This window comes from Micromonospora sp. USAFONa4 (assembly GCF_057197825.1).
The window spans coordinates 5,424,698-5,439,639 of record NZ_CM170072.1 but is presented as its reverse complement, the minus strand read 5'-3'; the positions used below and the strand labels follow the sequence as shown (position 1 = coordinate 5,439,639).

Genomic DNA, 14,942 nt, shown 5'->3' with positions numbered 1-14,942 from the left:
TGCCGGCCGGGCTGGCGTGTGGTTGGTTTCGGGGCAGACCAGATCAGCGGCACACCGAGGAGACACGCGTGGACGACCCGGTTCTCGTCGAGCGGGACGGTCCCGTGGAGACGTGGACGATCAACCTGCCGGAGGCCCGCAACCCCATCTCCGGCGACGACGTGATCGACGCGTTGGTCGCCCGGGTCGACGCGGTCAACGCCGACCGGGCGGTCCGGGCGGTCATCCTCACCGGCGCCGGCAGCGCCTTCTCCGCGGGCGGCAACGTCAAGGACATGGCGGACCGGGTCGGCCTCTTCGGCGGTGCCCCGCACGAGTTGCGCGACGGCTACCGCCGCGGCATCCAGCGGATCCCCCGGGCGATGTACGCGTGCGACGTGCCGCTGATCGCGGCGGTGAACGGAGCGGCCGTCGGCGCCGGCTGCGACCTGGCCCTCATGTGCGACCTGCGGATCGCCTCGGAGCGGGCGTTCTTCGCGGAGAGCTTCGTCAAGCTCGGCATCATCCCCGGCGACGGCGGCGCCTGGCTGCTGCCCCGGGCCGTCGGCGCCGCCCGGGCCGCCGAGATGACGCTGACCGGGGACCGGGTCGACGCCGCCACCGCCCTGGAGTGGGGGCTGGTCTCCCGGGTCGTGCCGCACGAGGAACTGCTCACCGAGGCGCGCCGGCTCGCCGACCGGGTGGCCGCGAACCCTCCGCACGCCGTACGGATGGCCAAGAAGCTGCTGCGCGAGGCCCAGCACCAGAGCCTCGACAGCGTGCTGGAGCTCTCCGCCGCGATGCAGGCGCTGGCGCACCAGACCCGGGACCACGACGAGGCGGTCCGGGCCTTCCTCGACCGGCGCGAACCGCACTTCACCGGGGAGTGAGCGGGACGGCGGCCGGCGGCGTCGGGCACGGCGGCCTCCGGCCCCTGCTCAGCCGCGCCACGATGTAAGGAAGGGACCTTCCTGTCGCGTACGCGATGGGGGGGGTTCCTTCCTTACATCCGAGGGCGTCAGCGCTGCACGCGCGCGCCGGCGCCCCGGACGAGCGCCTCGACCTCCCGGAGGCTGGCCATCGAGGTGTCGCCGGGCGTGGTCATCGCCAGCGCGCCGTGCGCCGCGCCGTACTCGACGGCCGTGGCCAGGTCGCCCTTCTCCAGCAGCCCGTAGATCAGGCCGGAGGCGAAGCTGTCGCCCCCGCCGACCCGGTCCATGATCTCCAGGCCGGGCCGGTGGGTCGCCTCGACGAACCGCCCGTCGGCCCAGGCGATCGCGCCCCAGTCGTTGACGGTGGCCGTCCGGACCGTACGCAGGGTGGTGGCGACGACCTTGAAGTTGTCGTACTCCCTGGTGGCCGCCTCGATCATCCGCTGGAAGTTGGCCACCTCCAGCTCCGACAGCGAGGCGTCGGTGCCGGGCACCTCGAAGCCCAGCGAGGCGGTGAAGTCCTCCTCGTTGCCGATCATCACGTCGACGTACCGGGCCAGCCGGCGGTTCACCTCCTGCGCGCGGGCCTGCCCGCCGACCGCCTTCCAGAGGCTGGGCCGGTAGTTGAGGTCGTACGAGACGACGGTGCCGTGCCGGGCGGCGGCGGCCATCGCCGCCTCCATCGTCTCCGGGGTGGTCTCGGACAGGGCGGCGTAGATGCCGCCGGTGTGCAGCCACCGCACCCCCAGGGTGCCGAACAGGTGGTCCCAGTCCACCTGGTCGGGCCGGAGCTGGCTGGCGGCGCTGTGGCCGCGGTCGGAGGTGCCGACGGCGCCCCGGACGCCGAAGCCGCGCTCGGTGAAGTTGAGCCCGTTGCGCACGGCGCGGCCGACCCCGTCGTAGGGCAGCCAGGTCACCAGCGACGTGTCCACCCCGCCCTGGAGCACGAGATCCTCCAGCAGCCGGCCCACCTCGTTGTCGGCGAACGCGGTGACCACGGCGGTCCGCAGCCCGAAGCAGCGGCGCAGGCCGCGCGCCACGTTGTACTCGCCGCCGCCCTCCCAGGCGCGGAAGGTGCGGGCCGTGCGGACCCGGCCCTCGCCCGGGTCTAGCCGCAGCATGATCTCGCCGAGGGAGACCAGGTCGTACCGGCACTCGCCGGACGGACGGATGGACAGCACGGCTCAGCCCTCCACGGCGGGTCGGGCGGCCTCGACGGCCGCGGCGGTGCGGGCGGCGACCTCGTCCCAACGCCCGGCGGCGATCAGGTCGGGGGCGACCATCCAGGTGCCACCGACGGCCAGGACGGCGGGCAGGGCGAGGTAGTCGGAGAGGTTGCCGGTGTTGACCCCACCGGTCGGGATGAACCGCACCGAGCGGTACGGCGCGGCGAGCGCCTTGATCATGGCGACGCCGCCGAGCTGCTCGGCGGGGAAGAACTTGACCGTGTCGAGCCCGGCGTCGAGGGCCATCTGGATCTCGGTGCCGGTGGCGACGCCGGGGAAGACGGGCACGCCCGACTCCTGGCAGCGCCGGACGACGGCCGGGGAGAACCCGGGGGTGACGACGAACCGGGCGCCCGCCTCGACGGCCCGGTCGACCTGGGCCGGGGTCAGCACGGTGCCGGCGCCGACGAGCAGGTCGCCCCGCTCGGACATGACGCGGATCGACTCGGCCGCGGCGTCGGTGCGGAAGGTCACCTCGGCGCAGCGCAGCTCGCCGCGCACCAGCGCCTCGGCCAACGGGGCGGCGTCGCGGGCGTCGTCGAGCACGACGACCGGCAGGATCCGGGCCGCGCCGACGGCCGCCACGACCGCAGGTCTCTGTTCATCATTCTGTACGCCAGTCACATATGTGACCCTAGCGCTGCCGCCGGGCCTGTCAACCCCGCTAGAGTGGCGCCCATGACGCTGCCCGGCGGGTTCCAGCCTGTGAAGTCCTCCACCCGGACGCTGGAGGTGTTGGAGGCGCTGGCCGCCTCGCCGCAGCGGCGCTCGCTGGTCGACCTGGCCCGCGCGCTGGACATCCCGAAGAGCAGCCTGCACGGCATCCTGCGCACCATGGCCCAGCGCGGCTGGGTCGAGAGCGACCCGACCGGCACCCGCTTCGGGCTCGGGGTGCGCGCGCTCCAGGTCGGCGCCGCGTACCTCACCAGCGACGACACCGTGGGCCTGCTCGGCGGGGTGCTCGACGACCTGTCCCGGCAGTTCGGCGAGACCGTCCACCTCGGGCGCCTGGACGGCGCGCACATCGTCTACCTCGCCAAGCGCGAGTCGGTGCACCCGCTGCGGCTCTACAGCGCGATCGGCCGGCAACTGCCGGCGCACGCCACCGCCCTGGGCAAGGCGCTGCTCGCCGAGCGCCCCGACGAGACGCTCGACGGGCTGCTGACCTGGCCGCTGCCCGCCCTCACCCCGCACACCGTCACCGACGCCGACGCGCTGCGCGCCGAGCTGGCCGCCGTCCGGGAGCGGGGGTACGCGGTGGACCGCGAGGAGAACACCGAGGGCATCGTCTGCTTCGCGACGGCCGTACCCCTGGCGGCGCCGGCGACCGACGCGATCAGCCTGTCGGTGCCGGTGGCCCGGCTGGACGCCGCCGGCGAGGACCGGATCGTCGCCGCGCTCCGCCGGGCCGTCGACCAGGTCCGGGCGGCGCGCGGCCTGCTCTCCACCGCCTGACCCGGCGCCGCTTCGACGCCCCCGCCGCCGGACCCGGCGCGGGCGCACACCGGCCGTCGCCGAGGGCGACGCGCGGGCCACAACTGGCAACCTTCTTGACAGATGTGTCGAGATATCGACAGACTTCTTTCAGAGAGCGCTCTCTCGTTTTGTCTGTCGCCCTCGCCGCACCGGGAGGAACCCCCTTGTCTCGAAGACTGCGCATGCTCGTCCCCGCCGCCGCCGGCCTCCTGCTCCTCGGCCTGACCCCGGCGGCGGGCCACGCCAGCGACACGTCCCCCGCCGCCCCGGACCGCGCTGCGGCGGCCCCGGCCGGCCCCAGCCCCGCCCTCGTCGAGGCGATGCGCCGCGACCTCAACCTCACCCCCACCCAGGTCGGCGAACGCCTGCGTACCGAAGCGGCGGCGCCGGTCGTCGAACGACGCCTGCGCGCGACCCTCGGCGCCGCGTTCGCCGGCGCGTGGATCCCGCCCGGCGGGCACCGGCTCACCGTCGCCGTCACGGACCGCGCGCTCGCCACGGCCGTCCGCGCCGAGGGCGCCGACGTCGCGGTCGTGGCCCGCAACGAGCGCACCCTCGACTCGGTCAAGCGCTCCCTCGACCGGCGGGCCGCCGACGCCGACCCCCGCGACCTCCACGGCTGGCGCGTCGACGTCGCCCGCAACAGCGTGGTCGTGACGGCCCGCCCGGGCGCCACCGCCCAGGCGCTCGCGTACGCCAAGGCCGCCGGCGTGCCCACGGACGCGATCCAGGTCGTCACCTCCGCCGACGCGCCCCGCCCGCTCTACGACATCCGCGGCGGCGACCAGTACGTCATCAACGGCAACACCCTCTGCTCGGTCGGCTTCGCGGTCGTCGGCGGCTTCGTCACCGCGGGCCACTGCGGGGGCGTCGGCAGCCCGACCCTCGGCTACAACAACGTCTCCCAGGGCACGTTCGCGGGATCGTCGTTCCCCGGCAACGACTACGGCTGGGTACGCACCAACGGCTCCTGGACCCCGCAGCCCTGGGTGAACAACTACGCCGGGGGCAACGTGACGGTCGCCGGCTCGCAGGACGCGGCGATCGGCAGCTCGGTCTGCCGCTCCGGGCGTACGACCGGCTGGCGCTGCGGGACCATCCTGGGTCGCAACGAGACCGTCAACTACCCGCAGGGTGCGGTGTCGGGCCTGACCCGCAGCAACGCCTGCGCCGAGGGCGGCGACTCCGGCGGGGCCTGGGTCTCCGGCAACCAGGCCCAGGGCGTCACCTCCGGCGGCTCCGGCAACTGCTCCACCGGCGGCACGACGTTCTTCCAGCCGGTCAACGAGATCCTCGGCGTCTACGGGCTGACCCTGGTGACCACCGGCGGCGGTGGCGGGAGCCGGCTGATCAGCAACTGGAACAACCGCTGCATCGACGTGCCGAACTCGAACTTCTCCGACGGCGTTCCCCTGCAGACCTGGACCTGCAACGGCACCGCCGCGCAGTCCTGGACCTTCACCGGCGGCACGCTGCGTACCCAGAACAACAAGTGCATGGACGTGGCGTGGGGTTCCACCGCCAACGGCGCGGTCATCCAGATCGCCAACTGCAGCGGCAACCCGGCCCAGCAGTTCGTCCTCTCGGCGGCCGGCGACCTGGTCAACCCGCAGGCCAACAAGTGCGTCGACATCAAGGAGTGGAACAACTCCGACGGCGCCCGCCTGCACCTGTGGGACTGCCTCGGCGCCGCCAACCAGAAGTGGCGTCGCGGCTGACCCGGTGCCCGCCCGTCGTCGCGCCCGCACCGACCGGCCGAGCGACCGCCGCGAGAGACGTCGCGCCGGCGCAGTTTCGCCAAGGAGGTCCTACATGTTCAGAGTCCGTACCCGCCGTCGGCCGTGGGCGCTCGCCCTCGCCGCGACCGCGATCATCGCCGCCACGGCGGCAATCTCCGTGCCGATCCACCCCGAACCGGCGCAGGCCGCCATCGGGGGGATCACCTGGCAGGACGAGTTCAACGCCTCCGCCGGCACGCCCGTCAACCAGAGCAAGTGGCGCTTCGACATCGGTGGCGGCGGCTGGGGAAACAACGAACGGCAGTACTACACCAACAGCACGAGCAACGCCGTGCACGACGGCCAGGGCAACCTGGTGATCACCGCCCGCCGGGAGAACCCCGCCAACTACCAGTGCCACTACGGCCGGTGCGAGTACACCTCGGCCCGGCTGCTCACGGCGGCCACGTTCACCCAGACGTACGGCCGCTTCGAGGCCCGCATCAAGATCCCGCGCGGTCAGGGCATCTGGCCGGCGTTCTGGATGCTCGGCAACGACATGGGCAGCGTGGGCTGGCCCAACGCGGGCGAGATCGACATCATGGAGAACATCGGCCGGGAGCCGAACACCGTCTACGGCACCATCCACGGCCCGGGCTACTCGGGCGGCGGCGGCATCACCGGCAGCCGCACCATCGGCCAGCCGCTCGCCGACACCTTCCACACCTACCGGGTGGACTGGGAACCGAACTCCATCATCTGGTACCTCGACGGCGTCGAGTTCCACCGGGTCGACCCGGGTCGGCTGGGCGGCAACCGCTGGGTGTTCGACCACCCCTTCTTCATGATCCTGAACGTGGCGGTGGGCGGAAACTGGCCGGGCTACCCCGACGCCTCCACGCAGTTCCCGCAGCAGATGCTCGTGGACTACGTACGCGTCTCGGGCTACACCTCGGGCGGCAACCCGCCGACGGGCACCAACGCGATCCGGGGCGCGCTCAGCGGTCGCTGCATCGACATCCCGAGCGCCAACCCGGTCGACGGGGCCAAGCTCCAGATCTGGGACTGCAACGGCACCGCCGCGCAGGCCTGGACGTTCGCCTCCGACGGCACGATCCGGGCGATGGGCAAGTGCATGGACCCGGCCTGGGCCGGCACGGCGAACGGCACCGAGGTCAACCTCGTCACCTGCAACGGCAACCCGGCGCAACGCTTCACGCTCAACGCCGCCGGTGACCTGGTCAACCTCAGCGCGAACCGCTGCGTCGACGTGCGGGACCGCAACCCCAACAACGGGGGCAAGCTCCAACTGTGGGACTGCACGGGCGACGCGAACCAGAAGTGGTCCCGCGTCTGATCCCTCGGGCAGCACGCGGGCGCCGGCAGGGTCGGCCGGGGCACACCGCCTCGACCGGCCCTGCCGGCTCGCGCCCCTCAGCGGCCGTCCTGCCGGTCCCGCACCACGACCGCCTCGTCGGCACACGTCACACCCTGTCCGGCACGCCACGCCCTACCCAACGCCGGACCTGCTCGGCCGCCTGGTCGGCGACGGCGTGCCCCAGGGGGCGAGTCACCAGGTCACTCAACGCGAACATGTCCAGGACCCGCCCCACGTAGGCCCAGTCCTCGACCAGGGCCAGGTCAGCGGGCTGCTGCTCAGCGAATCCCGATCGGAAGCCGTCCAGGAAGCCGGCGGGATAGTCGGCGCCGAACCGGGCCATGTTCGCGGCGTCGCCATACGGGCAACCGGAATAGCTGAACTCCCAGTCGAGCAGCGCATCCACCCGCCAACCGCCGCCCACGCGAGACACCAGGATGTTCTTCGGGTTGATGTCGGCATGCACCAGCCGGGTGTGACCGTCGACGCCTTCCAGCGCCGACGAGTGAGCCGCGCACAACTCCACCCAGGCGCGACGCGTCCCGCCGTCGAGCCGGCCCTCGGGAACCGCGGCCATACACGCCTCGGCGACCTCAGCCAGTTGCTGCGACCACGGGTCTTCCTCCTTGATGGTGAGGTCCCCGTCGACAAAGAAGCCTCGTCGGTCGAACGTCACGACAGCGACCTCCGCGACGACCCTTCCGACCTCAGCCCCCAGCTCACCCGCTTCCACCCGGCCGAGATCGCCCTTGGCGAGCACCCCGCTCAGCACATCGCCGTCCACATACTCGATGACCATCGCCGGCCGCACGCTCTCGCCCTCACCGGGCGTGACCAACAGGACGTCCGGAACTGGCACGTGCCGACGGGCAACGGCCATCACCCCGGCCTCGATCGCCGGGTCCGTTCCTCCGAACCGGGCAACGACCTGGCCGTCAGCAAGCGTGAGCAGACACGTCTCGTGGGAGAAGCCGCCCGCCAACACGGATGTCGTCACCACCCTGCTGCCCAGTGCCGCCGCGATGCCCTCGAGTTCTTCGATCCGCATCGGCCCAGTCAAGCAGGACGGTAAGACATCCAGCCGGCCGAAGTTACTTGCCCACTTCCGCACGGGTCGCCTACCGTCGGCGGGCACCTCCCGGTGCGCAGGCAACGGCTACTTCCGCTTCCAACGGGGAGACGCGGGTGCGAATCCCGCCGCCGCCGAAAGGCGGTGTCGACCAGCAGCCCAGGTCACCTTGGCCCGCGAGGGCCAGTCTCCGTTGCCGCTTCGGTCTCGGGAAGTGCCCGCGCCGCGTACCCGGTGCGACAGACACAGCTACTTCCTGGCTAGGAGCCTGGGCCCCGCGGTGACGATCCGCGGCGCTGTGTCGGACCTCGATCTCGGGTGCGCGGCGTCGCCCGTTTCCGGCCTCCGCGACCACGGGCCGGCAAACTCCGTTGTCCGCTCGGCGGCGCCGCCGCTACGGTCGTGCCCGCACCTCCCGGTGCGAAGGCGACGGTTACATCTTGGAGGGGTGCCCGCACCCCGTTGAAGAGGCCGTCCGTCGCCGGCTCCGATCTCGGGAGGCGCGACCACGCCGCACGCCCGGTGCGCAGGTGACGGTTACTTCAGGGATCCGCGGGTTGGAGGTTCGAGTCCTCCGCCGCCTTCGGGCGGCTAGCTCAAGCGGCAGAGCAGCGGACAGGTCCGTCGCCGACCTCTGGTCTCGGGTGTGCGGTGCGGTCGCGCCTTCCGCTCCACCCACACGGGGTACGCGATGGCCAAGTTCAACCTCAAGCTGCGGCGCGACAAGCTGCCCGTCACCGCCGAGGGCGCGCCCGGCTTCGCCCGCGATCCACGGGCCGAGCTGTTCCTGCTGGGCGTGTCGAACATGGTCGGCGAGGACACCTTCTACGAGGGCGCCGCCGACCGGGACTCCCGGTTCCGCGAGCTGGTGGCCGCCGTGGCCGTCACCGACCCCGACTGGTTCGCGCGTTTCGTGCGGTGGCTGCGTACCGGCGCGATGCTGCGTTCCGCATCCGTCGTGGCCGCCATGGAAGGTGCCCGCGCGCAGGTCGCCGCCGGCATCCCCGGTTCCCGGGCGGTGGTGGACTCCGCGTTGCAGCGGGCCGACGAGCCGGGCGAGGCCCTCGCGTACTGGCTGGGTCGCCACGGTCGGACGATGCCCAAGCCGGTCAAGCGGGGCGTCGCCGACGCGGTGACGCGGCTGTACCACGAGCGGAGCCTGCTCAAGTACGACGCCGACGGCAGCGCGGTGCGGTTCGGCGACGTCATCGACCTGACCCACCCGACGGCGCGGGACGAGCGGCAGGGCGACCTGTTCCGGCACGCGCTGGACCGCCGGCACAAGCGCGACAACCCGCTGCCCGGGTCCCTCACGGTGCTGGCGGCGCGGGCCGAGCTCATGGCGTTGCCGGTCGAGCGGCGCGTGGAGATCATCGACCCGGCGGCGCTGGGCGCGGCCGGCATGACCTGGGAGGCCCTCGCGGGCTGGCGGCAGACCGCGATGGACGCCGCGGCCTGGGAGGCGATCATCCCGGCCATGGGCTACCTGGCCCTGCTGCGCAACCTGCGCAACTTCGACCGGGCCGGCGTCAGCGACGCCGTCGCCGAGGCGGTGGCGGCGAGGCTGGTCGACCCGGGCGAGGTCGCCCGGTCGCGCGTGCTGCCGATGCGGTACCTGTCGGCGTACAACGCCGCACCGAGCCTGCGGTGGGCGTACCCGTTGGAGCGGGCGTTGCAGCAAGCGCTGGCGCACGTGCCCGCCCTGGACGGGCGGACCCTGGTGCTGATCGACACGTCGGGGTCGATGAACAGCGCGTTCAGCAAGGACGGCACGCTGCGCTGCTGGGACGCGGCCACCGTGTTCGGCCTCGCGCTGGCCGCCCGCGCGCGGGACGCCACGGTGGTGTCGTTCTCCAACGCCAGCACGGTGTTCCCGGCCGTCGCCGGCGAGTCGGTGCTCGCGGCGGTGCGCCGGTTCAAGGAGGGTGGCTACTTCCACGGCGCCGGGACCCAGACCGAGAAGGCGGTACGCGACCACTACGAACGGCACGACCGGGTGGTCATCCTCACCGATGAGCAGGCGCACTGGCACGGCGCGGCGGACGTCACGGCCGCCGTGCCCGCGCGGATACCGGTGTACACCTGGAACCTGGCCGGATACCGGGTCGGGCACACGCCGGCGGCCGGCAACCGGCACACGTTCGGCGGCCTCTCCGACGCCGCGTTCGCGATGATTCCGCTCATCGAGGCGGGGTCACGCGACCAGTGGCCCTTCTGACCCGCGTCGCGGCGTCGGCCCCGTCGCCCGGGGCCGGCGCCGGGGCACGGCCCGTGGACGACGCCCATTGACGGTCGTCTCCGCACGTTGCAAGATGCGGGCGCACCCGTCGTGGTGTGAAGCTCCGGTGATCCCTGGCGTACCGCGATCAGGAGGCCCAGCACTGTGAATACCGGTCTGTCGCTCGTGCTCTTCCCCATCGCGCTGGGCATCGTCATGCTCGGCCTCGGGCTGACCCTGACCATCGCCGACTTCCGTCGCGTCGTCGCCTATCCCCGGGCCGTGATCATCTCCCTGGTCTGCCAGATGCTGGTCCTGCCGGCCGTCTGCCTGGGCCTGGTGCTCGCCGCCGACCTGCGCCCGGAGTTGGCCGTCGGAATGATGCTGCTCGCCGCCTCCCCCGGCGGCAGCACGGCCAGCCTCTTCAGCCACCTGTTCCAGGGCAACGTCGCGCTGAACGTCACCCTGACCGCCATCAACTCGGTGCTCGCCCTGTTCACGCTGCCGGTGATCGTCAACCTCTCCGTCGCCGCGTTCATGGGCTCCGACAGCTCGCTCGGCCTCCAGTTCGACAAGGTCCTCCAGGTATTCGCCCTGGTGCTCATCCCGATCGCGATCGGCATGGTCGTCCGGCAGCGGCGTCCCGCGTTCGCCGAGCGTATGCAGCGACCGGTGAAGATCCTCTCCATCGTGGTCCTCATGGTCGTGATCGTCGGCGCGGTCCTCGGCGTCAAGGACGAACTCGCCGCCACCATCGGCGCGGTCGGCCTCATCGCCCTGCTGTTCAACCTGCTCAGCCTGGCCATCGGGTACGCGGCGCCGCGCCTGCTGCGGGTCGGGCACCGGGATTCCGTCGCGTCGTCGTTCGAGATCGGCGTCCACAACGCCACCCTGGCCATCACGATCGCGCTCAGCCCGGCCCTGCTCAACAACACCGACATCGGTATGCCGCCGGCGATCTACGGCATCCTGATGTTCTTCACCGCCACCGCCTTCGGCTTCGTCGCCGCGCGGCGTGGCAGGACCGCCGCCGATCCCACGAGGCAGCCGACCGCGGCGGCGTGAGCGGCCCGGCGCCGGAGGGCGGAGGACGCCCTCCGGCCGGGCGCCACCGGCAAGTACGCGCCATCTTCCCTGCCCAGGGGGATGGACCGGCGCGTCGCTGGCAGTGACCATTGGTAGTTGGTCGAATGCCCTGAGTGGAGACGGCGGTGGGGGGCGACCCCCGCCGCCCGTCGTGCCACCACCCGGGCGCGACCGACGACCACGTCACCGCGCAGCGAGGAGACATGCCCGTGACCGGAGCCGCCGCCCGCACCGAACGGGACACCACGTCGGAGTCGGCTCCGGCAGGGGCGCAGTCGGTCCTGCCGGAGCTGCGGACGATGTACTGGGAGACCGGGATGCAGGCGCGGTCGGAAGCCGGCCTGTTCACCGTGTTCGCCGAACTGCCCCGGCTGGTCTGGACGGCGGTCCGGACCAGCTGGCGGGCCGACCGCCTCCGGACCTCGGTGGTGGCCGCCGCGACACTCGGCGGCGGGGCGATGGCCGCCTTCGGGCTGCTGGCCACCCAGCGGGTGCTCGTCGAGCTGTTCGCCGGGGGCCCGACCACGGAGAAGGTGGTCGCCGCGACGCCCGCGCTCGCCGTGCTGGCGGGGGCGACCGCGCTGCGCGCCGGCATGGGCATCGCCACCGGGTACGCGCAGAACGGGCTCACCCCGCGGGTGAGCCGGGAGGTGGAACGCGGCCTGTTCGAGATGTCCACGGCGGTACGGCTGGAGGCGTTCGACGCCGACGCGTTCGCCGACGACATGGAGCGCGCCTCCCGGGGCACCGAGTCGACGGTCGACCTGGTGGAGTCGTCGATGAATCTGCTCGCCGGGCTGGCCGGCCTGCTCGCCGTGGCGGTCGCCGTCGTCGTCATCCACCCGCTACTGCTGCTGGCGCTGCTGGTCGCGACGCTGCCCAAGGCCTGGGCGTCGCTGCGGGCCGGGCACCTGCGCTACCGGACCTACACGGCCGGCTCGGTGCGGCGACGGCGGCTGTGGCTGCTGCACCGGCTGATGGCCGAGCGGGACTCGGCGCCGGAGCTGCGCTCCTACGGGCTGCGCCGCTTCCTGCTGGACCAGTACGACCGGGTGATGGAGGTCGAGACCGACATCGAGCTGGCCCTCGCCCGCCGGGTCACCACGACCACCACGGTCGGGGCGGTGATCGGCGGAATCGCCACCGCCGTGGTCTACCTCCTGCTCGGGCTGCTGCTCGTCGACGGTCAGATCCCGCTCGCGGCGGCGGCGACCTGCGTGGTCGCGGTGCAGGCCGCGCAGCGTTCGCTGGCCGTCACCACCTTCCAGGTCGACCGCGTCTACACCGAGGGTCAGCACTTCGGCGACTACACCGGATTCATGACCCGTGCCGCCGACTACCTGCCCGATCCGGCGGCGGGCGCCGACCCCGGCCCGCTGCGCGAACTGGCCGTGCGGGAGGTCAGCCTGCGCTACCCCGACCGGGACGTCCCCGCCGTGGACCGCGTGACGCTGACGATCACGGCGGGGCAGACGGTGGCGTTCGTGGGCGAGAACGGCTCGGGCAAGACCACCCTCGCCGCGATGATCGCCACCCTGCGCGCGCCCACCGAGGGCGTCATCTGCTGGAACGGGCGACCCCTGCCCGAGTGGAACCTCGACCGGCTGCGGGCCCGCATCGCGGTGGTCACGCAGGAATACCACAAGTGGCCGTTCACAGCCGCGACGAACATCGCCGTCGGCGACGTCGAGAGCGAGGCACGGCAGGACCGGATCGAGGCCGCCGCCGCCCGTGCCGTCGCGCACGACATGATCCAGGAACTCCCCGACGGGTACGAGACGCTGCTCGACCGGACGTTCGCCAGGGGTCAGGACCTCTCCGGCGGCCAGTGGCAGCGCATCACCGCCGCCCGCGGCTTCCTCCGCGACGCCGAGCTGCTGGTCATGGACGAGCCGTCCTCCGCCCTCGACCCGCGCGCCGAGGACGCCCTGTTCCAGGCCATCCGGGACCGGCAGGGTCGGGCGACCACCATCCTCATCACCCACCGGCTGGCCAACGTCCGGCACGCCGACCGGATCTTCGTCCTGCACGACGGCGCGCTGGTCGAGTCCGGCAGTCACGCCGAGCTCGTCGCCGCCGGCGGCCGGTACGCCGAACTGTTCGCCCTCCAGGCCGCCGGCTACCACGGCGCCCAGGACGAGCACGCCCCCGCGCCACGGCAGCGTTGACCGACGGGCGCTCCGGCCCACGGGGGCGTCCCGAGGGCCGGAGCGTCGCGTCAGTGGATGATGACGGGAGCCTTCGGCTGCCCCTCCTGCTGGCCGTCGAGCAGGTGTGACGGCTCGCGCCGGCGCGGCAGGAACGCCACCGGGACGAACGTGACCAGCACCAGCGCGAACGCGACCCAGAACGTGGTGGCGAAGGAGCTGGCGGCGAAGTCGAGGCCACGCTGGATGAGCGAGGGGTCGACCGGGAACTGCTCGGCCAGCTCCGGCTGCTGCTGGAGGGCGATGGCGAGACCGGCCTCCGTCACCGGCTCCCCGCTCGGGTCGGTCGCCCCCGGGATCGGCCGGGAGCCGTTCAGCTCGCTGGTCAGGATCACCGACATCATGGCGGCGCCCACGGACCCGCCGATCTGCTGGAGGATGTTGACCAGGGTGGAGCCACGGGCCACGTCGTGCGCCTTGAGCGTCTTCAGCGCCGAGGTCATGATCGGCATCATGGTGCCGCCCATGCCCAGGCCCATGACGAACAGCGACCCGCAGAGCAGGACGTACGAGGTCTGCGGGTCGACCTGGGTGAAGGTGAAGAACCCGACGGCGATGAGCGCCAGCGCGAACGGCACGGTGCGGCCGACGGGGACCCGGTCGGCCAGCATCCCGGCCACCGGCATGGTCACCATCGCGCCGATGCCCTGCGGCGCCATCAGCAGGCCGGCGGCCAGCGTCGTCTCGCCGCGGATCTGCAGGAAGTAGCTCGGGAACAGCAGGCCGGCGCCCATGAACGCGATGATGAACACGAACATGGTCACCGCCGCGACGGTGAGGTTGCGGTTGCCGAACAGCCGCAGGTCGAGCAGCGGGTGCCGGATCCTGAAGGAGTAGAGGACGAAGGCGACGAGGAGCACGCCGCCGACCAGCATGGGCACCCACACCTCGGTGTCGGCGAACGTGCCGGTCTCGGGCAGCGTGGAGACGCCGTAGAGGAAGAGGGCGAGCCCCGGCGAGAGCATCAGCATGCCGAGGAAGTCGAACGACTCGGACGGCTCGGGGTTGTCCTTCGGCAGCGCCAGTGCGGCGTAGACGAGGGCCAGGGCTCCGATCGGCAGGTTGATCAGGAAGATCCAGTGCCAGCTCGCGACGTCGATCAGCCAGCCGCCGAGGATCGGGCCTCCGATGGGACCGAGCAGCATCGGGATGCCCAGGACGGCCATCAGCCGGCCGATCCGGTGCGGCCCGGCCGCCCTGGTCATGATCGTCATGCCCAGCGGCAGGAGCATGCCGCCGCCGAGGCCCTGGAGCACGCGGTAGCCGATGAGCTGCCCGATGGTGTCGGCGTTGGCGCACAGCCCCGACCCGATCGTGAACAGCGCGATGGCGATCATGTAGAGCCGCTTGGTGCCGAACCGGTCGGCGGCCCAGCCGCTGAGCGGGATCACCGTGGCCAGCGCGAGCGTGTAGGCCGTCATGGTCCAGGCGACCTCGGCGTACGACGCGTTGAACTCGCGCTGGAAGGTCGGCAGGGCGACGGTGACGACCGTCACGTCGAGGATCGACATGATCGCGCCGAGGACGACGACCCCGGCGACCTTGAGCACCGAGGCGTCGAGTTTGTCCGAGGTCGCGATGGATTGCTGTGTCACTAATTCTCCTGGGTCCCCGTGGTGGCCGGCGCGAGCCGTGCCTCGACCTGTCACGTAC

11 protein-coding genes and 1 tRNA gene are annotated in these 14,942 nt (G+C 72.3%); 8 read left to right on the top strand and 4 right to left on the bottom strand.

From position 1 onward, the window contains the following. Positions 1-68 precede the first annotated feature (68 nt). The gene (locus AC0OO9_RS23995; RefSeq protein ID WP_151456147.1) at positions 69-869 is read left to right on the top strand and encodes a crotonase/enoyl-CoA hydratase family protein; all 801 of its coding nucleotides are present in this window, start codon (positions 69-71) and stop codon (positions 867-869) included. A 128-nt stretch (positions 870-997) separates the two neighbouring features. On the opposite strand, the gene AC0OO9_RS23990 is transcribed toward AC0OO9_RS23995, so the two are convergent. Both AC0OO9_RS23990 and eda read right to left on the bottom strand, forming a co-directional pair. Continuing rightward, a complete protein-coding gene (locus tag AC0OO9_RS23990) occupies positions 998-2,092 on the bottom strand; it encodes a sugar kinase (RefSeq protein ID WP_484512535.1) in 1,095 nt (364 codons plus the stop codon). Positions 2,093-2,095: 3 nt separating this feature from the next. After that, positions 2,096-2,761 (bottom strand): bifunctional 4-hydroxy-2-oxoglutarate aldolase/2-dehydro-3-deoxy-phosphogluconate aldolase, encoded by a 666-nt coding sequence (eda, locus tag AC0OO9_RS23985; RefSeq protein WP_484512534.1) that lies wholly within the window; start codon positions 2,759-2,761, stop codon positions 2,096-2,098. 54 nt (positions 2,762-2,815) lie between these two features. On the opposite strand from eda, the gene AC0OO9_RS23980 reads away from it, so the two are divergent. From AC0OO9_RS23980 to AC0OO9_RS23970, 3 genes are all read left to right on the top strand, one after another. After that, the gene (locus tag AC0OO9_RS23980; protein ID WP_484512532.1) at positions 2,816-3,592 is read left to right on the top strand and encodes an IclR family transcriptional regulator; all 777 of its coding nucleotides are present in this window, start codon (positions 2,816-2,818) and stop codon (positions 3,590-3,592) included. A 185-nt stretch (positions 3,593-3,777) separates the two neighbouring features. Then, the gene (locus AC0OO9_RS23975; protein ID WP_484512531.1) at positions 3,778-5,331 is read left to right on the top strand and encodes a ricin-type beta-trefoil lectin domain protein; all 1,554 of its coding nucleotides are present in this window, start codon (positions 3,778-3,780) and stop codon (positions 5,329-5,331) included. Between the two features lie 94 nt (positions 5,332-5,425). After that, complete coding sequence (locus AC0OO9_RS23970; RefSeq protein WP_484512529.1) at positions 5,426-6,688, top strand: family 16 glycosylhydrolase; 1,263 nt, start codon at positions 5,426-5,428, stop codon at positions 6,686-6,688. A 127-nt stretch (positions 6,689-6,815) separates the two neighbouring features. Here the strand turns inward: AC0OO9_RS23970 and AC0OO9_RS23965 are convergent, their stop codons facing one another. Beyond that, positions 6,816-7,757 carry a phosphotransferase gene (locus tag AC0OO9_RS23965; RefSeq protein ID WP_484512528.1) on the bottom strand — a complete coding sequence of 314 codons (942 nt, stop codon included), beginning with the start codon at positions 7,755-7,757 and terminating at the stop codon, positions 6,816-6,818. Between the two features lie 75 nt (positions 7,758-7,832). On the opposite strand from AC0OO9_RS23965, the gene AC0OO9_RS23960 reads away from it, so the two are divergent. The 4 genes from AC0OO9_RS23960 to AC0OO9_RS23945 all read left to right on the top strand — a co-directional run bounded on the left by AC0OO9_RS23960 (position 7,833) and on the right by AC0OO9_RS23945 (position 13,250). After that, positions 7,833-7,915 (top strand) — tRNA-Ser (locus AC0OO9_RS23960). Positions 7,916-8,469: 554 nt separating this feature from the next. Continuing rightward, entirely contained in the window at positions 8,470-9,996 is a 1,527-nt protein-coding gene (locus AC0OO9_RS23955) for a TROVE domain-containing protein (RefSeq protein WP_484512527.1), read from the top strand. A 165-nt stretch (positions 9,997-10,161) separates the two neighbouring features. Further along, positions 10,162-11,061 (top strand): bile acid:sodium symporter family protein, encoded by a 900-nt coding sequence (locus AC0OO9_RS23950; protein WP_484512525.1) that lies wholly within the window; start codon positions 10,162-10,164, stop codon positions 11,059-11,061. Between the two features lie 224 nt (positions 11,062-11,285). Next, entirely contained in the window at positions 11,286-13,250 is a 1,965-nt protein-coding gene (locus AC0OO9_RS23945; RefSeq protein ID WP_484512523.1) for an ABC transporter ATP-binding protein, read from the top strand. Positions 13,251-13,300: 50 nt separating this feature from the next. Here AC0OO9_RS23945 and AC0OO9_RS23940 read toward each other — a convergent pair whose 3' ends face one another. Next, positions 13,301-14,884, bottom strand: coding sequence for a DHA2 family efflux MFS transporter permease subunit (locus AC0OO9_RS23940; protein WP_484512521.1), 1,584 nt, complete (start codon positions 14,882-14,884; stop codon positions 13,301-13,303). Positions 14,885-14,942 lie beyond the last annotated feature (58 nt).